Origin of the sequence: Microcoleus sp. B5-D4 (genome assembly GCF_036705145.1) — a bacterium.
Taxonomy (GTDB): Bacteria; Cyanobacteriota; Cyanobacteriia; order Cyanobacteriales; family Microcoleaceae; genus Microcoleus.
In genome coordinates this window covers 1-17779 of the sequence record NZ_JAUBTV010000064.1, presented here as the reverse complement: position 1 = coordinate 17779, position 17779 = coordinate 1, and the positions used below count along the sequence as shown (strand labels likewise).

21 protein-coding genes are annotated in these 17779 nt (G+C 44.5%); 13 read left to right on the top strand and 8 right to left on the bottom strand.

Going from position 1 to position 17779, the window contains the following annotated elements; genetic code table 11:
• Nucleotides 1-133: 133 nt before the first annotated feature.
• From aspS to vapC, 3 genes are all read left to right on the top strand, one after another.
• Complete coding sequence (gene aspS / locus QUB10_RS24365) at nucleotides 134-1927, top strand: aspartate--tRNA ligase (protein WP_333205808.1); 1794 nt, start codon at nucleotides 134-136, stop codon at nucleotides 1925-1927.
• Nucleotides 1928-2156: 229 nt separating this feature from the next.
• The gene (locus QUB10_RS24360; RefSeq protein WP_333144170.1) at nucleotides 2157-2369 is read left to right on the top strand and encodes a type II toxin-antitoxin system VapB family antitoxin; all 213 of its coding nucleotides are present in this window, start codon (nucleotides 2157-2159) and stop codon (nucleotides 2367-2369) included.
• Nucleotides 2356-2760, top strand: coding sequence for a type II toxin-antitoxin system VapC family toxin (vapC, locus tag QUB10_RS24355; RefSeq protein ID WP_333205807.1), 405 nt, complete (start codon nucleotides 2356-2358; stop codon nucleotides 2758-2760). The genes QUB10_RS24360 and vapC overlap by 14 nt, the downstream gene beginning before the upstream one ends.
• Nucleotides 2761-2791: 31 nt before the next feature.
• On the opposite strand, the gene vap15 is transcribed toward vapC, so the two are convergent.
• Together vap15 and QUB10_RS24345 are read right to left on the bottom strand one after the other, a co-directional pair.
• A complete protein-coding gene (gene vap15 / locus QUB10_RS24350) occupies nucleotides 2792-3028 on the bottom strand; it encodes a type II toxin-antitoxin system VapB15 family antitoxin (RefSeq protein ID WP_333205806.1) in 237 nt (78 codons plus the stop codon).
• 316 nt (nucleotides 3029-3344) lie between these two features.
• Nucleotides 3345-3578 (bottom strand): hypothetical protein, encoded by a 234-nt coding sequence (locus tag QUB10_RS24345; RefSeq protein WP_006633397.1) that lies wholly within the window; start codon nucleotides 3576-3578, stop codon nucleotides 3345-3347.
• Nucleotides 3579-3766: 188 nt separating this feature from the next.
• Between QUB10_RS24345 and QUB10_RS24340 the strand changes: the two genes are divergently transcribed.
• Nucleotides 3767-3973, top strand: coding sequence for a ribbon-helix-helix domain-containing protein (locus QUB10_RS24340; RefSeq protein WP_333144161.1), 207 nt, complete (start codon nucleotides 3767-3769; stop codon nucleotides 3971-3973).
• A gap of 128 nt (nucleotides 3974-4101) precedes the next feature.
• Here QUB10_RS24340 and QUB10_RS24335 read toward each other — a convergent pair whose 3' ends face one another.
• Nucleotides 4102-5568 carry a glycosyltransferase family 87 protein gene (locus QUB10_RS24335; RefSeq protein ID WP_333205805.1) on the bottom strand — a complete coding sequence of 489 codons (1467 nt, stop codon included), beginning with the start codon at nucleotides 5566-5568 and terminating at the stop codon, nucleotides 4102-4104.
• A gap of 430 nt (nucleotides 5569-5998) precedes the next feature.
• Between QUB10_RS24335 and QUB10_RS24330 the strand changes: the two genes are divergently transcribed.
• From QUB10_RS24330 to QUB10_RS24305, 6 genes are all read left to right on the top strand, one after another.
• Nucleotides 5999-7177 (top strand): M20 family metallopeptidase, encoded by a 1179-nt coding sequence (locus tag QUB10_RS24330; protein ID WP_333205804.1) that lies wholly within the window; start codon nucleotides 5999-6001, stop codon nucleotides 7175-7177.
• Nucleotides 7178-7560: 383 nt separating this feature from the next.
• A complete protein-coding gene (locus tag QUB10_RS24325) occupies nucleotides 7561-7830 on the top strand; it encodes a hypothetical protein (protein ID WP_333205803.1) in 270 nt (89 codons plus the stop codon).
• 74 nt (nucleotides 7831-7904) lie between these two features.
• The gene (locus QUB10_RS24320; protein ID WP_333205802.1) at nucleotides 7905-8072 is read left to right on the top strand and encodes a hypothetical protein; all 168 of its coding nucleotides are present in this window, start codon (nucleotides 7905-7907) and stop codon (nucleotides 8070-8072) included.
• A 56-nt stretch (nucleotides 8073-8128) separates the two neighbouring features.
• Nucleotides 8129-8320 carry a hypothetical protein gene (locus QUB10_RS24315; RefSeq protein WP_333205801.1) on the top strand — a complete coding sequence of 64 codons (192 nt, stop codon included), beginning with the start codon at nucleotides 8129-8131 and terminating at the stop codon, nucleotides 8318-8320.
• Nucleotides 8321-8503: 183 nt separating this feature from the next.
• On the top strand, nucleotides 8504-8770 hold the full coding sequence (locus tag QUB10_RS24310; RefSeq protein ID WP_333205800.1) for a DUF6972 family protein: 267 nt from the start codon (nucleotides 8504-8506) through the stop codon (nucleotides 8768-8770).
• Nucleotides 8718-8987, top strand: coding sequence for a hypothetical protein (locus QUB10_RS24305; RefSeq protein ID WP_333205799.1), 270 nt, complete (start codon nucleotides 8718-8720; stop codon nucleotides 8985-8987). Before QUB10_RS24310 ends, QUB10_RS24305 begins: the two co-directional genes overlap by 53 nt.
• A gap of 68 nt (nucleotides 8988-9055) precedes the next feature.
• Here QUB10_RS24305 and QUB10_RS24300 read toward each other — a convergent pair whose 3' ends face one another.
• The 3 genes from QUB10_RS24300 to QUB10_RS24290 all read right to left on the bottom strand — a co-directional run bounded on the left by QUB10_RS24300 (nucleotide 9056) and on the right by QUB10_RS24290 (nucleotide 11336).
• Complete coding sequence (locus tag QUB10_RS24300; RefSeq protein WP_333205798.1) at nucleotides 9056-10168, bottom strand: outer membrane beta-barrel protein; 1113 nt, start codon at nucleotides 10166-10168, stop codon at nucleotides 9056-9058.
• Complete coding sequence (locus QUB10_RS24295; RefSeq protein WP_333205797.1) at nucleotides 10168-10815, bottom strand: cysteine peptidase family C39 domain-containing protein; 648 nt, start codon at nucleotides 10813-10815, stop codon at nucleotides 10168-10170. The genes QUB10_RS24300 and QUB10_RS24295 overlap by 1 nt, the downstream gene beginning before the upstream one ends.
• A 119-nt stretch (nucleotides 10816-10934) precedes the next feature.
• On the bottom strand, nucleotides 10935-11336 hold the full coding sequence (locus QUB10_RS24290) for a hypothetical protein (RefSeq protein ID WP_333205796.1): 402 nt from the start codon (nucleotides 11334-11336) through the stop codon (nucleotides 10935-10937).
• 250 nt (nucleotides 11337-11586) lie between these two features.
• On the opposite strand from QUB10_RS24290, the gene QUB10_RS24285 reads away from it, so the two are divergent.
• Together QUB10_RS24285 and QUB10_RS24280 are read left to right on the top strand one after the other, a co-directional pair.
• Nucleotides 11587-13014, top strand: coding sequence for an ATPase (locus QUB10_RS24285; protein ID WP_333205795.1), 1428 nt, complete (start codon nucleotides 11587-11589; stop codon nucleotides 13012-13014).
• 284 nt (nucleotides 13015-13298) lie between these two features.
• On the top strand, nucleotides 13299-14954 hold the full coding sequence (locus QUB10_RS24280; RefSeq protein ID WP_333205794.1) for a SpoIID/LytB domain-containing protein: 1656 nt from the start codon (nucleotides 13299-13301) through the stop codon (nucleotides 14952-14954).
• A gap of 345 nt (nucleotides 14955-15299) precedes the next feature.
• Here QUB10_RS24280 and QUB10_RS24275 read toward each other — a convergent pair whose 3' ends face one another.
• Complete coding sequence (locus QUB10_RS24275; protein ID WP_333205793.1) at nucleotides 15300-15599, bottom strand: ferredoxin; 300 nt, start codon at nucleotides 15597-15599, stop codon at nucleotides 15300-15302.
• 524 nt (nucleotides 15600-16123) lie between these two features.
• Between QUB10_RS24275 and QUB10_RS24270 the strand changes: the two genes are divergently transcribed.
• Complete coding sequence (locus tag QUB10_RS24270) at nucleotides 16124-17161, top strand: Gfo/Idh/MocA family oxidoreductase (protein ID WP_333205792.1); 1038 nt, start codon at nucleotides 16124-16126, stop codon at nucleotides 17159-17161.
• 65 nt (nucleotides 17162-17226) lie between these two features.
• On the opposite strand, the gene QUB10_RS24265 is transcribed toward QUB10_RS24270, so the two are convergent.
• On the bottom strand, nucleotides 17227-17697 hold the full coding sequence (locus QUB10_RS24265) for a glutathione S-transferase family protein (RefSeq protein ID WP_333205791.1): 471 nt from the start codon (nucleotides 17695-17697) through the stop codon (nucleotides 17227-17229).
• Between the last annotated feature and the right edge of the window lie 82 nt (nucleotides 17698-17779).

Below are 17779 nucleotides of genomic sequence, written 5' to 3'. Positions count from 1 at the left end.
AAAGCACAGGCAAGATGCCTGTTCCACAAAGATTGAATTTTCTTGTGGCACAGGCATCTTGCCTGTTCATAAAAGGTTTTGACACTAAGCGCTATAATCAAAAAGCATTATTTTTAGTCCATAACCCCCAACCATGAGAAGTTACTACTGCGGCGAACTGCGAAGCGAACACATCGGAGAGACTGTCACCCTTTACGGCTGGGTGGATCGCCGCCGCGATCATGGCGGGGTGATTTTTCTGGATGTGCGCGATCGATCGGGTATTGTGCAAATTGTCAGCGATCCTGAACGCACCCCCGATTCCTATCACGGGGCTGAGGCTTTACGCAGCGAATACGTGGTTAAAATTACGGGTAGAGTCACCGGCCGCCCCGAAGAGTCCCTCAACCCGAAATTGCCTACGGGTGAGGTGGAAATTTATGCTGACGAAATTGAGTTGTTAAATGCGGTTCGCAAACAGTTACCGTTTCAGGTGGCGACGGCGGATACCGAAAGCGTGCGGGAAGATTTGCGGCTGAAATATCGCTATTTGGACTTGCGGCGCGATCGTATGAGTCGCAACTTGCAGCTTCGCCACCAAGTTGTCAAAGCTATACGCCGCCACCTAGAAGATGTCGAAGGTTTCATGGAAATTGAAACGCCGATTTTAACTCGGGCGACTCCCGAAGGTGCGAGAGATTATTTAGTTCCCAGCCGCGTCAATCCCGGTGCATGGTATGCTTTGCCGCAGTCGCCGCAGTTGTTCAAACAATTGTTGATGGTGTCTGGTTTTGACAGATATTATCAAATTGCCCGCTGTTTCCGCGATGAAGATTTGCGCGCCGACAGACAGCCAGAATTTACGCAATTGGACATGGAAATGAGTTTCATGTCTGTGGAAGAAGTAATTGCCTTAAATGAAGGTTTAGTCTGCCATATTTTCCAAAGTGTCAAAGGCGTAGAATTGCCTCGTCCTTTTCCGCGCTTGACTTACGCTGAAGCAATGGATCGCTATGGTAGCGACAAACCGGATACTCGCTTCGGTATGGAATTAGTCGATGTTTCCGATTTGATGAAAGATTCGGGATTTAAGGTATTTTCCGGGGCGGTTGCTGCGGGCGGAATTGTGAAAGTTTTGCCGATTCCTGGCGGGAATGATGCGATTTCTAACGTGCGGATTAAACCGGGCCCGAAAGGCGATTTGTTTAAGGAAGCCAGCGACGCCGGTGCGAAGGGATTGGCTTACATTCGGGTGCGGGATAATGGCGAAATTGATACGATCGGCGCAATTAAGGATAATTTGACGGAAGCACAAAAACAGGAATTGCTCGATCGCACGGGCGCGCAACCAGGTCATTTGTTGCTATTCGCAGCGGCTGATGCGACAACTGTCAATAAGACTTTGGATAGATTGCGTTTGTTCGTTGGTAACGAATTGGGATTGATTGACAAAGACAAGATAAATCTGCTGTGGGTGACAGATTTCCCGATGTTTGAATGGAACGCGGACGAGAAGCGTTTGGAAGCAGTGCACCACCCGTTTACTGCGCCGCATCCTGACGATATTAACGATTTGAAAAATGCGAGAGCTCAAGCTTACGACTTGGTGTTAAACGGTACAGAAATCGGCGGTGGTTCTCTGCGGATTTACCAGCGGGAAGTTCAGGAAAAGGTGTTTGAGGCGATCGGCTTATCGACTGAGGAAGCTTACAATAAGTTTGGCTTTTTGTTGGATGCGTTTGAGTATGGAACTCCGCCCCACGGAGGCATTGCTTACGGTGTGGATCGGTTGGTAATGCTGTTAGCTGGTGAGGAATCTATTCGGGATGTAATGGCTTTTCCGAAGACGCAGCAGGCGGGTTGTTTGCTGACGAATGCGCCGTCTGGTGTGGATGAGAAGCAGTTGAAGGAGTTGCAAGTGCGATCGACTTATACGCCCAAGTCATAAGTATGTAGAATACCTTGACAATTTAACTATTTGTAAATTCCTGACTTTTTTAAGAAGTCGGGAATCTGGGTAGTTTGAGTTTGGTGTCGTTGATGCAGAGGAGTTAAAGAGTTTGGTTGAGGTTGGTTTCGGTGAGTTGGGGAAACCAGGATTTGGGGAAGTTGGGCTAGGTTAAGGGTTGGGTGTGGCTATGCCATAATGAATGAGAGAATGAAATCCACCATTAACCATGACAACCACCGTTGAACTTAACGAAGAATTGGTTAAAGAAGCCTTTCGCTTAACCAATTTCAAAACAGAAAAAGAATTGATTGACTTTGCTTTGCAAGAATTAATTCGCACCCGTAAAAAGCGGAACCTACTTGATTTAAGCGGACAAATTCAATTTACGACTGAGTACGACTACAAAGCTTTGCGGGAAAACCGAAATGTTTCTGATTGATACATCAGTCTGGATCAGCGTTTTCCGCGACAGGACAGGTTTAGTACGCCAATCCCTGGAAGCAATAATCAATGATGAAAGTATTTTTCTGAACCGATTTACTCAGATGGAACTTTTGCAAGGTTGTCGAGATGAACGGGAGTGGACACTATTAGAAACTTATCTCCAAGAACAAGACTACATCGAGTCTACGCCTAATACTTGGGTAGCGGCTGCTCGGATTTACTACGATTTGCAACGACAGGGGTTGACGGTTAGAAGTAGTATCGACTGTTGCATTGCCCAACTTGCGATCGAACACCAACTTATTCTAGTTCATAATGATCGCGATTTTGAAACAATTCAGAGAGTGCGATCGCTCAATTGCTTGCGCTTCCGGCCTGAAAATTAATGAAGATTGTTTGGAATGATAGTTAATTACTTTAAGGGTTGGTTTTTCTGGCATGAATTTCGCTTCGGACTGCTTCTACTTCTTGGGTGATAGTTTCTAAAGAAAGTTCATCGGTTCTAAATGACTCCAAAAGAACTGTTAATTTACTATTTAATACTTCTTTTTCCAGCTCTTGACTTAACTGCAATTTTTCGGGATAGGGCAGTTGTTTGACTAGGGCTAAAATTTGCTCAAAGTTTAGGGAAAGTTGATAGTTGGCTAGAGTCATTGTTCGTTATGTTTAGGGCTTGTCGATATTTTATCTCAAATTTTTGGACTGAGGATGGCTTTAATAGTCCTGGACGCACGGCTGGCGAGAAACCTGGTTTTTTCCGAGAATACTGCGTTACAGCGACAGAACCAGCCAAAAACCCGGTTTCTTTGGTTTGCGCGTGGTCCGAAACCGGTTTTTTTTTCGAGAATACTGCATCTCGACCTTTAACTAAAGTTAAAAACCCGGTTTCTTTGGTATTTATGGGTAAGCTCTAAATGAGACAGAAAAGACGATCGCACTTCACAAAAAAAAGTGCGATCGCCCTCAACAATTACTCTTTCCAGTAACGGGTTAAAATCCGAATTACCTCACCCGCTATCGGCGATGGTAGAGGCGGGCTCCATTCCCCAACTTCTGCAAAACCTAAAACGTGCAGCAGATTAACGATACTTTCTACCGCTTTGGGAACGCCACACAACAGCAAACGAATCGGTTGCTTACCTTGAGGTACATCAGGAATTTCTTCCCGGAGCAGTTCAGGAACTGATTTTGGCTGTGATATCATACAGTTTCTCCTAAATATGGGAGTTTAAGCCCCCACCGAACGATTGCAACTCTGAGCGGTGGGGGTTTTGTTTTGTGTTCACTCTAAAGTATCACGGTATGCACTCCGAGTCAACCCTTGAGGGTAAAATTGATACTGTAGAGGTCAAAAAAAGGTACAATAGGGCAGTAAAAGCACCAATAACAGCCTTGCCAGCAAAACTCCCCAGAATAGTTGTATATCTTCCAGAAGAACTTAAAGCAGACCTAGAGCGGTTAGCCAAATCGCATTATCGGCCGGTCTCGAATATGGTGTTGACATTAATTCAAGAAGCAGTAGATGAGGCTAAATCTGAGGGGAGAATTCAAAGCGACGATCGATCGCAGCAACAGAAAATCGACAGCGACTCTGAATGATTTAACCGCAGAGGACGCAGAGAACACAGAGGAAGAGAAGAGAGAAATGAATAAATTTGTTAGAAAATGACATTTTGAACACCCTACCTATTACTTACTCTTTGCCAGATGAATGTCTATTTCCTGCTTCAGCTCGGTAGGTCAAATTCAGCCACCTGTTTTTGACCAAGAGAGGTAATCGCTAAGACTAAAACACTTAACGTAAGGCCTAAAATCGCATAACTCGGTAGTGAAAAAATAGTTACTTTAAACAAATAAGGCAATTCTCCCCCCTTCCAGTTCCACCGCTTTCCTAGAAACACCAACAGCCCGCCATGAATCACAGCGGTTTGCACCATGAGACAGCCAACGCCCAATAACCAAACCGACATTCTTTGCCTAGAGAAAGCACAATTTTTAATCTGAAAACATAAATCATTCAGCAAAAAAACCACCGCCGGTGCTAACATCACAGAACTGGTGGGCTGAGAATAGTTGATAGCAATACTCAAAGTAGAAATTAGCACCATTTCAGATAAGTCAACCTTTTTTGACCAAGCATTGCGAGATTGTTTTTTGTAAAAATACCAACTCACTAAACCAACTAGCACCAGAATAATAAAGTCAGAAAATAGCTTCGCCACGAAGGGACTATCGGGGAAAAATCTCGGCCCCATAACCCTTAAATCAAGGCGACTCATAGAAATATAAGCATTATTCGATGGATCGTTGAGCCAGAGTGGAAATCCACGAGTCGCATCCTGTATAAATCCTGTTAAGGAATTGCCCGTTACAGCTAGACCTATAACTGCCAAAAAAGTTACCGTGACTATAGATATAAAAACTAGCTGAAACCGTCTTTTGATTAAAAAATAAGGAATAAACAATATAACTAAAGTGGGTTTAAAAAGGGCAATTCCTAATAAAAGTCCTGCAATTTCATCCTGATTATTTCTAGCATAAATAAACATCCACAACAGCAGAACGGCAATAAAAGTTGCCACATTGCCAACTTGAAGATCGAAGACAAAACCGTAGAGGAATGCAACTGATATACTACAAATAGTCCTAAAAGCTCGTGAGTGCGACACCAACAAGATATTCGCTCCCCATAAAACAAAACCTGTGGCAATAAGATGCAGCCAAGTCCAGATGGTGAATGCAGTCTTCATCGGGAAATAGCCCAAAAACCACAGCGGAGGAATGATATTAGGTGGATAAACAAAAGATGGAATAAACCCACACACTTTTGTGATGCGACAGAAACCGATGTTAAAAACCTCGACATTAAAGGGACTCAAATGCTGATGGGCTAATCTACTCGCTACATAAAACCACTTAAAATCCCAGTAAGGCGGATCGGGTCGATTAGTCAGATTGTAAACCAACCAACCGGTATAACAGAGAAATCGGGTGAGAACTAATACAATAACTGCTTGCAAAATAAAGTTAACGATAGGTTGACTAAAAAACTGAGTCAACCTTTCGAGCGAAGGATGTTTTAAAAACAAAGAATCTTGCCATGCTGTTTTTTCGCTATCTAATCGCCAATTAAATTTGAGAAACCCAGCCACTGTAATTATAATTATTACATTCCAGAATCCAAAGCTAATCATAGAAAATAATTTTAATAAATGTACTATTTGATGATATCACAACCAGAAATTATCTCATGTCCGATCGATCAACCATAATATCCCGGTCGGGGCGGGTTTTTGAGATGGTCAATTATTAACAGGTATTGTTGGTGAACCCGCCCCTACAAAAATCGCGGTTGCTCGACCGGACATGATATTATCAACTAAAAATCAGCCTTTGAACCTAGAATCTAGACGTTTATTCCTGGTTTCAACCTAACTCTCTTTTCTCTCTTTTCTCTGCGTCCTCTGCGCCCTCTGCGGTAAAAAAAAAATCTTATTCACAAACAAAATAGCATTGCCATCCAAAAGCCCGATCGCACTTTTGCGCCTTGTAACCCTGTTCACCCCCAAACATTTGCGTTACCCTAGTTGACTACAGCTTGTACCGCACTCCCCAACTAAATTCATGCTTCCCCGCATCAAAGAATTAGCCGCCACCCTAGCACCCCGCTTAATCGAAATTCGCCGCCACATCCACTCCCACCCCGAACTTAGTGGCCAAGAATATCAAACCGCCGCCTACGTAGCCGGAGTTCTCGCATCCAGCGGAGTTCACGCCATCGAAGGAATCGGCAAAACAGGAGTGCTCGGCGAACTCAAAGGCAACAGCAGCGAGTCCCGGTGGCTGGCAATTCGCACCGATATGGACGCTTTGCCGATTCAAGAACGCACTAACTTAGAATTTGCCTCCCGCAACGAGGGAGTCATGCACGCCTGCGGCCACGACATCCACACCACCGTCGGTTTGGGCGCAGCAATGATATTGTCTCAGCTAGGGGAAAAATTGCCCGGCCACGTCCGCTTCTTGTTTCAGCCGGCGGAAGAGATTGCCCAAGGTGCTCAATGGATGATTAAAGATGGGGCGATGCAAGATGTTGACGGCATCCTCGGAGTGCACGTTTTCCCGACGATTCCGGGCGGTTGCATCGGTATCCGTCACGGGGCACTGACGGCGGCGGCAGATGACCTAGAATTGATTGTGATGGGCGAATCCGGCCACGGTGCGCGTCCCCACGAGGCGATCGACGCAATTTGGATTGCTTCTCAGATAATTACCACTTTGCAGCAGGCAATTAGCCGCACGCAAAATCCTTTGAGGCCGCTGGTTTTGACGATCGGGCAAATTAACGGCGGACGAGCGCCGAACGTAATTGCCGATCGAGTAAAATTGCTGGGAACCGTGCGATCGCTGCATCCAGAAACCCACGAAAAACTGCCAGCTTGGATCGAACAAATTGTTTCTAGCGTTTGCGCGACTTACGGCGCTAAGTACGAACTCACCTACAAGCGCGGCGTGCCCGGAGTCCAAAACGACCCAAAACTCACACAATTGGTCGAAAGTGCGGCTTTAGAAGCTTTAGGTCGATCGCGCGTCCAAATTTTACCAGAACCATCCCTCGGCGCGGAAGATTTTTCAATGTACTTAGAACACGCACCGGGAACCATGTTTCGCTTAGGAGTGGGACTGACTGACAAACCCAACTATCCCCTCCATCACCCGCAATTTGAGGTCGATGAAGCAGCGATCGTCACCGGCGCTGTCACCTTAGCCTATGCCGCCTACCAATATTGGAAACAGAAATAAGAAATAAGACGGCGAATAGAATTCGCGCCTACACAAACGATGTCCGCCTCTGCGGACTGGATAAGATAACATAATTTCAACTACCGTATTTTCTTCAACCCGCGGAGGCGGGTTTTGCCTGTATAGACGCGGTTTCAACCGCCGGGTCTTCTGTAGGGTGTGTCGCGATCGACAATCCCTCAACTAATATCGACAATCTAATAGATCCGCACCTTACCCAGTATTTACTGTAGCTGTAGCGATAGAAAGTTTTAGGAAAAAAACCAGGTATCATTGTCTGAGGTCTTGAATGTGGTGTCTCAGGTTTTGATAACATAGTAGGAATTAGGGTATCATATAAAATATGAGTAGCGATCGCAAACATAGAATTCCTGACGTTAAAAATGGAAACTCTGCTCTTAACCCTAGTTATTATATTACAAATCGTGCTGATTTTTCTGATTTTACAGCGCGAATACCGCCTATTGCCAGAAGGTTTAGTTGTTCAATATCAACCTCAATCTTTACCAGAGAAAACAGAGCGGGATCAGGTCGGTTCAGAAAATTTGTGGGACAATCCGCCGCCAGCCTCAGAAGAATTGAAATTAACTGTTGCTGAATTTAAGAGTAAATATGACAGGAGTGAGTCGTGGGATGGAGATTTTGTACTTTAAAAAGTTTTCCCAATTTCCAAAGAGAGGGTTTTGACTGTGGAGATGAGGAAATAAATAATTATCTAAAAAATCTGGTGGAAACTGCTGATGAAGCTGGTTTTTCTAGGACTTTTTTGATGATTTCTGAATCTGGGGAGGCAAAAGTTTATGGATTTTATACTCTTAGTGCCTCGATCATTCCTGTTAAAGAGTTACCGGATGAATACAGCAAATCCTCCCTTTTCCCGTTCCCGCCCTACTGATTGGACAATTTGCAATTGATAAGGTTTTGCAAGGGCAAGGAATAAGTCGCAAACTTTTGGCTGATGCCTATCGCCGAATTTGTTTGCTATTTGAACAAGAAATTATTGGATTTCAAGCGCTGAGGGTTGATACGAGAAATGATGCGGCCAAGGAATTTTGGTTAAAGCAGGGTTTTGTGCCTTTTAAAAAGAATAAGCGTTCTCTGTTTTTGCCAGTCAAGACTATTCTTAGAGAGCTAGAAATTTAGTTTTGTTTCAAGGGGCGATGCCTGCGGCTGGCTACTCGCTCTTTTTCAGAAAGTGGAAGGTGAGGGGCGATCGCGTGATTTAATGATACTTGTATGCGATTCAATTAATTGATGAGTGGAATTAAGCGCCAAATCACCCTTGACAGCCGGCACATTGCTAAACACTTGCCAGACACGCCACAAATGAAAAGATTACTTAATAAAGGACGTGCTGCTCATATTTTTAACGATGAACCTACGATGAATCAGGTAGCTCAAGCCATAATAGAAGATGGAGACTTTACAGGTACGATTCGGGGCTACGATCGTTATGGTATGTTTTTTATTGAATCAATTGGTTATAGAGTTGACCCGGATGGTAGCCGTCTTTTACTTTATTACGGAGAGATAAAAGTTGATGATGAAAACAGATACCACGTTACGCCTCGAAGCAGACCTAGTAAAGAATAACTGGGAATTTACAGAGGTATGGATCGATCCAAATCTTTCACCGCCTTATCTGCTTTTGTTACTAAGTGATGCTGAGGGAAATTGTCGGATTTACGATCCGGCTGAGGGTTATAAAATTGTGTTTTCTAGTAAGAGTTATGATGAGGCACAGTATTGGCTTTTAGAAGATGAGTATGAGCCCATAGAAGGGCGACTGAGAATGTCAGAGTTAGTTTGAATAGTTGATGTTGAAAGGGCGATCGCTCTTTTGCAGAAAGTTAAGGAAAATTATTTTGTTTTTACTTTTTATTTGCAAGCTTCCTTATTTTCAGGAAGCTGGCAGCGCAAACGTTCTAAACTCCCTTGAAGTTCTCTAACTTGCTTCTGTAAAGCTTCTATCTGAACATCCTTTTCCTGCAAGCGCCTATCTAGCTGTTGAAAAGCCTCCCTTGTACTCCCTCCTAATACAGGATTTGTGCTAATGTTGGAATCGTTCGCAGAGGGCATATTACCTGTAGACTGAGTGGCTGGAAAGTTGACTGATGGAGAAGGGACAGAAGACGGCGCGCGATCGACAACATTAGGTGTATTTCTATTCGTTGACTCAGGATTGTTTGGGGATGTGCTGTTTTGTCTTTTGGAACCAATGTTTCCTCTACCTCCCCACTCAATGCCAACTCCTATTCTCGTATCTCCACCCCGCACGCTAAGAGTTGTGCGTAACCCGATATCCTGCTTTCCTTCATCATCCAAATTATAACCAGTGCGGAATGACAGAGAAGTTACCGGCAAATTAGTCTCGCCGATAGGTATGGCGTAGTTACCAAAAGCACTAAAGCTAACTCTTTCATTTGCTACAAACCCTGCTCCCAGTCCTAAATTCAGACTGCTATTGGCAGAGTCTAACGGTTGAGAATATCCCACAGAAGCTAAGACGATTACAGGATCTCTGATTAAACTAGCTTGCCCTTGAACTGTCGCTGTCCAAGGGTAAGCAACACCGACCGAAAAACGAGGGTCTAGGTTAGAGCCAGGATTGGGACGGTATTCTACAGACAAACCCGCGCCAATGTCAGTGTTAGTTTGTGTTAGAGTTTCAGTGCGGTTGCTAAAATCTCGTTGTTGCCTGCCAATGAACAAATTAGGGTTAACATTGGCTGAAATACTTAAATTACGACTGAAACTGTAGCTTCCTGAAGCAGAAAAGTTAATTGATTGGTTGAATGTCTCAAAATTGAACGGACTCCCTTCTGGATCGAAATCCAATCCTTCTCGTCCGTCTGGTATGTAGCTGGCACCAAAAGTGTAAGTGTAGCCTCCTGTTTCTTCTTGTGGGAGTCGCAAGGGGTCAATGGGAATTTGAGCCAGTGCAGGCTGACAGATTAACAAAGCGATCGGCAGAAGAGGAACTTGCTTCATCAGAACTTCCTTCTTAGTGAGTTTAGTCTTACAACACGGAATTCTGCCCAACGTAGCGTTTCGCTTTGCTGTTCTTTTGCAATCGAAATCAAGTTTTCAGGTGGAAGCGGTACAAGGGTTACACCGCTAAAACCTTGTTCATTTACTAAAGCACCAAGAGGTTGAATGCGCCGTCCCCATGAGGGGTCTGCTAAAATTACCCAATCCCCTACCATGCCGACTGCTAAAACATAGTGCATTTGAGGTTTGGTGACGTGCAAAACAACAGGCAGTCCACCTTTACGAAAGTAGTCTGCTAAGGATCTTAAGGTTAGTCGCATCCCCCTAGCTTGAATGCCTTTAGCAGCTAAAGCCTGTCTTAATGCTAAAGCGGTGACTCCTTTTTCTTCTGGGCTTTTACCGCTTCCTGCCATTGCTTTTTCTGACAGTTCTAAAATCTCAGATTCCGCATTCGGTTCACCGTAGTAGTGAGTAAGTAGAGTTGCTACAGCGGCAGGGCCACAAGTGTAATAGCTGGTCTGACCTATCACTCCTTCATAGCGGAGAGTGCGATAGGGAGTGATCGGGTTAGAAAAGCTGGGATGAACTAAAATAAAAAAGTTAATTATCTGACCTAATACACAGGGGAGAAAAATTTCTTTAAACATCTTTTTAAGATTGACCTCATCTTCTAAAAAAAACTGATGGATTGAAAATTAATTTTCCAACCCATTCAATTTTGAGATAAATTTAAAGCAGGAAAAACATTGCTTGTTTCCAAATAAAATTACCGCCGCAGGAACCATGTTAATCTAGCTTGGTTAGCCAGAGTAACTGCGGCACCAGCTTTAGCGGCGGGAACCGCCGCTCCCCATGCGGCTCCTGAAGCGCCTGCCTTTGCATACTCTTGCCAACCACATCTGGCTCCGGGCAGCGTATGGCAAGACCAAGCTGTTTTGGCAACGTTCGTTGCTGCCCCTACTCCTGCACCTACTAAGATTGGTTTCCAGAGCAGCTCGCCTTCAACTTGTGCTAGTTCGGCATCACTCATGAACTCCCCTTCGGGTAATACGACCTGCTGTTGTTTACCAGGTGTAGTTTGCTGTACCAGTGAATCAGCAAAGGCAGGAGCGATCGTCACATTAGCAAGTACCAGGGCTGCACCTGTTGCGGTCAGTAACTTTTTCATTTTGAAATCTCCTTGGGAACTTCAGATAAAAAGTGTGTGAGACGCCGTAAAAGCATCCTCTACCTTTTATAGTACATAAAGCTTTGAGTTGGTTAATTAAATTTCATATTTTAAGTAGGATAGAGTAGGTATTTGTTAAATATTTTTTGAGGTTAAAAAGTAGGAAACAGTAGGATTTAGTTGCTAAAGTAGGAAACAGTAGGATAAAGTAGGGTAGCAATCGCCAAAACCACAACCCCTTAATCGACCTATGGACGATCAGCAAGTCGCAAAATGGGCTGACGACATTGTGTTCTCCCAAACTGGAAAACACCTCGATCATATACAACAATCTATATTGCGTGGCACTTGGCAACGTCAGAAATACCCAGAAATAGCCGAAAATTGCAAGCGTAGCAGAGAGCACATCAGGAAGGAAGCAGCAAAATTATGGAAGCTTCTTTCACAAACATTAGGTGAAGACATCAATCAATCTAACTTTCGTCCCACAGTGGAAAGATGGCAATTCTCGAATTTCTCAATTACGGGGAATGGCTGCGTGCAGATAGGTAAAGTCTCCACAGATGGTTCCCTATCTTTCACAGTCCCCGAACCAACACAGACAAACGAGGATATATTAAATAAACCGACAGAGAACGCTAAACTTACAGTACGTCAAGATTTAGCTGATGCACCAGAACCCAACCTATTCTATAACCGCACATCCGAACTCACCACCCTCCAAAACTGGATTTTAGGCCGCAACCGCCTCATCACCATCTTAGGCTTATCCGGTATTGGCAAAACCGCCCTTACACTCCAACTAATCTCACAAATTAAACACGAATTCGATTACATTATTTACCGCAGTCTCCGCAACTCTCCACCGCTAGCCTCACTCCAAACCGACTTAATTAAATTCTGTAGGGGCGGTGCCCCCGTGCCCGCCCCCTCCGTGTCCGCCCCCTCTCCCGAAGAAAGGGCAACCACGGGGGGATTGCCCCTACTAGAATATTTACGATCGCACCGCTGTCTCATTATCCTCGATGATATCCAAACCATTTTCAGCAGCCAACAACTCGCAGGAAATTACCAACCTGGATATGAAAATTACCGCGCATTCTTCAAACAACTAACAGAATCATCCCACCACAGTTGCTTAATTCTCCTCAGTTGGGAAAAACCCAGAGAAATAGCCGCCTTAGAAGGCGAAAACCGCCCCTGCAAATCTCTGCAACTCAACGGTTTAGGCCCCGAAGCACAAGAAATCTTTAGAGAAAAAGGTTTAGCAGAACCGGAGAAATGGTCAGAACTAATCGACCTTTATCGAGGCAATCCATCCTGGTTAAATATAGTTGCAACTATGATTCAAGATTTATTCGGCGGCAGCGTTTCCGAGTTTCTCTCCTATGATACCCTATTTTTAGGTGATTTAGAGTCACTATTGGAGCAGCAGTGCGATCGCCTATTTGACTCAGAAAAACAAGTGATATCCTGGTTAGCTAGTGAAGTCGAACCAGTTGAAATATCACAAATTTCAGCCAATCTCGAATTATCCCCATCAGCCTTATTACAAGCTGTGCAATCCTTGGGACGGCGTTTATTAATTGAAAAAGTCAAACAAGGTGAGAAAACGCTTTTCACACTCCAGCCTGTATTGATGGAGTATGTGAAAAACCAGTTCCTAAAGGTTGGATAGTTTCAGGGCTTCTCGTGGGAGGCTAGAAACCGGGTTTATACGAAATTTTGCGTTTAGTAGCGAGAAATCTACGAAGAAACCCGGTTTCACCAGAGCACAACTATTTTGCAAGGTGCGTCGCTGCGAGATTGTCGCTTTTTTTTAGGGATTTATCGCAGGCGACACACCCTACGGCTAGCTCAAGCGTATTGGCCTATCTTCGGCAATTCCCCTATACCAGTCGCCAAATGTGCTAACGTACAATCAAAAATCCCCAAATTTCAACTATCGGGAGATAGATAACTGTGTCCGCTCAAGCACCTCCAACTCCCAATTACAAATGGTTTAGCTGCATATCTAGGACTGTTTTCACCGCATTGTGCCTGTTGCCTCTTTTCAGCGCTGCGGCATACGCCCAAACTCCCCAAAATAGACCCATCAAAATCGGCGTAGTGCAGCGGTTTGGCACGAAAGCAACCGACAAACTGACGCTGAAAGCATTACCGGGCGACAGCTTAACATTGAGTTACAAAACTCCTCAAGGCATAGAAACCAAAACGGCTGCTAGCGTCAAGTTAGAAATAGCCCCGAAACCGCTGGAAGCGCCATTAGTAGAAGAACGAGTTGTTCTGAGCTCCCACCGCAGTTTCGAGAGTGCGGAAGATAGCGCCAATCAGTGGCGCGCCCAGGGAATTGAGGTAGAAATTGCTCAACCTTTTCGCTGGCAAGTTTGGGCGAAAAGAGATATTTACAACTCTCCTTTGGTGCGGCGCTGGCTGTTGCAAAGTTTGCAAGCTCAAGGGAACACAACAGCTTTTTTGGATTCCAAAGTTTTAAAACAAATACCCCAGGCATTTTGGGTTTTAAACGGCTTTCGTTTCAACCGCAATGAGTTGGATGTGACGGCCGGGAAAAATGTGATTGAGGTATTGCAACAAACCACCCAAGAGGCGACAGCTACTGAACCAGAAAAAGCAATTCAAGAAACTCACCGTTATGGTGGCAGTTTGCACCTGCAAAAAAATTCTTACGGCACTTATACTTTGGTGAATAAAGTGCTGACCGAAACTTATTTGCGGGGTGTTGTTCCTCACGAAATTGGGGCTTTTTCGCCTTACGCTGCGATTGTCGCTCAAACTATTTTAGCGAGAACCTACGCCCTGAGAAATTTGCGCCGGTTTGCTGTGGATAATTATGAGTTGTGCGCTGATGTTAACTGTCAAGTTTATAAAGGTTTGACGGAGGTTTACCCGCAAAGTGATAAGGCGATCGCCCAAACGAGCGGTTTGGTGCTAACTTACGAAAATCAGCTAGTAGACGCGCTTTATTCCGCGTCTAGCGGCGGCGTGACAGCCTCTTTTAACGATGTGTGGCAGGGCGCGGAACGTCCATATTTGCGATCGATCGTCGATTCCCCTAATAACGTGTGGGATTTGTCCAAGCAGAGTTTGTCTGACGAAAACAACTTCCGCCGCTTTATCAGTTTGGAAAAAGGGTTTAATGAGGAAAAACAAGACACGTTTCGGTGGCGCGAACCAGCTTCTTTGACGGCGATTGGTGGATTTCTCAAACAGTATCTTCAGAAAAAACAGCACCCGCTGGCTAATTTTAAAACTGTCACTCAGGTGGAAGTGGTAGAAAGGTCGCCCGCAGGTCGAGTTTTGAAAATGAAGGTTCAAACTGACTTGGGCCCGATTGATATCGACAAAGACGAGATTCGCAATGCTTTTTACCCGCCGATTAGCACGCTTTTTTACCTAGAACCAATTTACAATCCCGACAAAACTCTCAACGGTTATGCTTTTGTCGGAGGCGGTTTCGGGCACGGAGTGGGAATGAGTCAGACTGGTTCTTACAATTTGGCTAATTTGGGCTGGAATGGAGCTCAAATTCTCAGCTTTTATTTTCCCGGCGCTCAAGTTGTGCCGCTCAGCGATAACATTACATTTTGGCGCGAATAGTCGATCGGAATCGGCCTAAGAGTCGGCGATTTAAATCATCGCCACTACACAAACAAAGCCCGCCTTTGCGGACTAAATATTAGCCGTTAAACTTTTAGATTTTAGGCTTGCGATTCTAGATTGGTTTCACAGTTAATCTAAAATCGCCCATCTAAAATCTAAAATTATTGGGTCAGCTATCTGCTCAAAGAGCTACGAATTCATAGATGGGAGTGAGAGACTGCTGGCGGCTGTGTTGCAGCGTTAGACACAGAAACCCGGTTTCTTAACATAATTGCGCTATTTCAGCTTAATTTTTGAAACGAGAAACCGGGTTTCTTAGGGTATCACGCAGAGCGTTCTTTCTTAATAGAGCGCTTCTTCTTGGTGAGTTTCGATCGTACAGTCAGACTTGGGATAGGCGACGCAGGTGAGGACAAATCCGCCCTCGATTTGGTCGTCGTCCAAGAAAGATTGATCGGATTGGTCAACTTCGCCTTTGGTGATTTTGCCGGCGCAGGTGGAGCAAGCTCCAGCGCGGCAAGAGTAGGGGAGGTCGAGTCCTGCTTCTTCCGCAGCATCAAGAATGTAAGTATCGTCATCAACGTCAATGGTCTGGTTAATTCCTTCGGCTTCGCTGATGAGGGTAACTTTGTAAGTCGCCATGCACTAATCCTCTCAAAAATTCAACAAAATTGATAATTTTTCCTAATGCAACCTTCAAGGCTCTATTAGCTTTGAGGTTAGCTCTTAGGTTTGTTCCCTCTATGATAGTAGGGGAAAGAAGCAAGGTTGCAACACTTATTTACAAAAAATTTGAATGGGATTAGTTATAACTTTTTCTAATTTCATCTTTATTACTTATACCTATGTTGGGTTCAGCCGTGTGATACTGTGGCCGCAAGACTTGCGCGAAATAATCCGGTTTCTAGGAAAAATCCTGTTTTGAACCCTACAGCACAAAAACCGGGTTGTTGGTATGCGGTGTGTCGATCGAGTTTCAGCAAGACTTGCTGCAAGGCAAGTCCCAGCAGGCGGTGAAATGTATAGTTAGATCGCATCAAGACTTGGGTGTTGAAGGCTCGATCGAATAAATCGCACCACAACCACAGCTTAAAATCGGGGCGATAGAACCCTAAACCCCCGCAGCGCAAGTCTGTAACTATCTAAAATCTTAAATCTCAAATCCCATGACTAATATTGATACTCGCTTTGGTTTTTCGGTTAATTCTCCACTTCGCGTGGGGATTGTGGGTACTGGTTTTGCCGCTAAGTTGAGGGCCGAGACAATTCAAGCTGATGGGCGATCGCACTTGGTAGCGGTTGCGGGCCACACCCCGGAGAAAACCGCAGCATTTTGTCAGGGATTCGGGGCCGAAGCTGCGGTTTCTTGGCGCAAGCTGGTAGAAAGAGACGATTTAGATTTGGTAATTGTCTGTACGGTGAACCGGGATCACGGGGCGATCGTCCTGGCCGCGCTAGAAAATGACAAGCACGTTGTGGTGGAATATCCTCTATCTTTAGACGTATCTGAAGCAGAAAGGGCGATCGAACTTGCAGCCCAAAAGCAAAAACTCCTCCACATCGAACACATCGAACTGTTAGGCGGGTTACACCAAGCAATCAAAGAATCTTTGTCCTTAATCGGTAAAGTTTTTTACGCCCGCTACATTACTATGACTCCTCAACATCCAGCGCCGCAGCGGTGGACTTATCAACACTCCCTCTTTGGCTTTCCCTTAGTTGGTGCAATTTCGCGACTGCACCGATTTACCGATTTGTTCGGGGAAGTGGCAAGCGTTAACTGTCAAGCTCAATTTTGGGACAGTCAGCCGGATTTCTACAAAGCTTGTTTGTGCAATGCACAGTTGCGCTTTGCCAATGGCGTTGTCGCTGAAGCTGTTTATGGAAAAGGAGAGACTTTTTGGCAGTCGGAAAACATTTTTACTATCTACGGTGAAGAAGGAACGCTGGTTTTTACTCCCGAATCCGGTCAATTAATTCAGGGAGAAAATCGGCGCAACATCAAAGTAGGAACGCGGCGCGGCTTGTTTGCCAAAGACACCGATATGGTGTTGGAATATTTGTCAAACGGTACGCCTTTGTACGTAAATAATGCCAGTAGTTTGTACGCTTTGAAGGTGGCAGATGCTGCGAGGCGATCGAGCGAGATTGGGCAAAATATAGCGATTCGTAACTTACCATCGGACATAATAAGTTTGCAGTAAGGAATTCAGTCCTCAGTTGATGCTTTTAGTCAATTAAGATTCTTCGTACTTACTACGAACAACTTTTATTTATGTGCGATACTAATATATCGAGGTTGATTTTTTACTCGCTCGATCCAAGTTTGAATTGCCGGAAATCTGGTTAAATCAAATCCGCCCTCGCCCGCAACGTGAGTGTAAGCAAATAAACCGATGTCAGCAATAGTATAGCGATCGCCAACAAAAAAAGCATGGTTTGCTAAATGCTGTTCCATCACCCCCAAAGCACCATAACCCGGTGCTTGTTTTTGTTTAAGTGCTTCTTGATATTCTTCAGCTTTACCTGTCAAATACCAAAAACGAGAAGTAGCAATAAAAGGTTCGTGGCTGTACTGTTCAAAAAATAACCACTGCATGACTTGAGCGCGTTCAACTTTATCACTGGGGAAAAACTCTGTTCCTTCGCTCAAATAAAACATAATTGCATTAGATTCAAATAGAAAATTATCCGGTTCTATTTCTAAAACAGGAATACGCCCGTTAGGATTTTTAATCAAAAATTGGTAGTAATAAATATGTAGTGAAGTTTAATTACAGTAATTGAATACATAGGATAATTTTATAAATAACACAATCAAA

Bases quoted from the DNA above. Each gene is read 5' to 3' on its own strand.
- QUB10_RS24300 (WP_333205798.1), bottom strand. From the start codon at position 10,168: ATGAAGCAAGTTCCTCTTCTGCCGATCGCTTTGTTAATCTGTCAGCCT.
- QUB10_RS24335 (WP_333205805.1), bottom strand. From the start codon at position 5,568: ATGATTAGCTTTGGATTCTGGAATGTAATAATTATAATTACAGTGGCT.
- QUB10_RS24275 (WP_333205793.1), bottom strand. From the start codon at position 15,599: ATGGCGACTTACAAAGTTACCCTCATCAGCGAAGCCGAAGGAATTAAC.
- QUB10_RS24295 (WP_333205797.1), bottom strand. From the start codon at position 10,815: ATGTTTAAAGAAATTTTTCTCCCCTGTGTATTAGGTCAGATAATTAAC.
- QUB10_RS24325 (WP_333205803.1), top strand. From the start codon at position 7,561: ATGGAAACTCTGCTCTTAACCCTAGTTATTATATTACAAATCGTGCTG.
- QUB10_RS24305 (WP_333205799.1), top strand. From the start codon at position 8,718: ATGATGAAAACAGATACCACGTTACGCCTCGAAGCAGACCTAGTAAAG.
- QUB10_RS24360 (WP_333144170.1), top strand. From the start codon at position 2,157: ATGACAACCACCGTTGAACTTAACGAAGAATTGGTTAAAGAAGCCTTT.
- QUB10_RS24270 (WP_333205792.1), top strand. From the start codon at position 16,124: ATGACTAATATTGATACTCGCTTTGGTTTTTCGGTTAATTCTCCACTT.
- QUB10_RS24285 (WP_333205795.1), top strand. From the start codon at position 11,587: ATGGACGATCAGCAAGTCGCAAAATGGGCTGACGACATTGTGTTCTCC.
- vap15 (WP_333205806.1), bottom strand. From the start codon at position 3,028: ATGACTCTAGCCAACTATCAACTTTCCCTAAACTTTGAGCAAATTTTA.
- QUB10_RS24290 (WP_333205796.1), bottom strand. From the start codon at position 11,336: ATGAAAAAGTTACTGACCGCAACAGGTGCAGCCCTGGTACTTGCTAAT.
- QUB10_RS24345 (WP_006633397.1), bottom strand. From the start codon at position 3,578: ATGATATCACAGCCAAAATCAGTTCCTGAACTGCTCCGGGAAGAAATT.
- aspS (WP_333205808.1), top strand. From the start codon at position 134: ATGAGAAGTTACTACTGCGGCGAACTGCGAAGCGAACACATCGGAGAG.
- QUB10_RS24310 (WP_333205800.1), top strand. From the start codon at position 8,504: ATGAAAAGATTACTTAATAAAGGACGTGCTGCTCATATTTTTAACGAT.
- QUB10_RS24330 (WP_333205804.1), top strand. From the start codon at position 5,999: ATGCTTCCCCGCATCAAAGAATTAGCCGCCACCCTAGCACCCCGCTTA.
- vapC (WP_333205807.1), top strand. From the start codon at position 2,356: ATGTTTCTGATTGATACATCAGTCTGGATCAGCGTTTTCCGCGACAGG.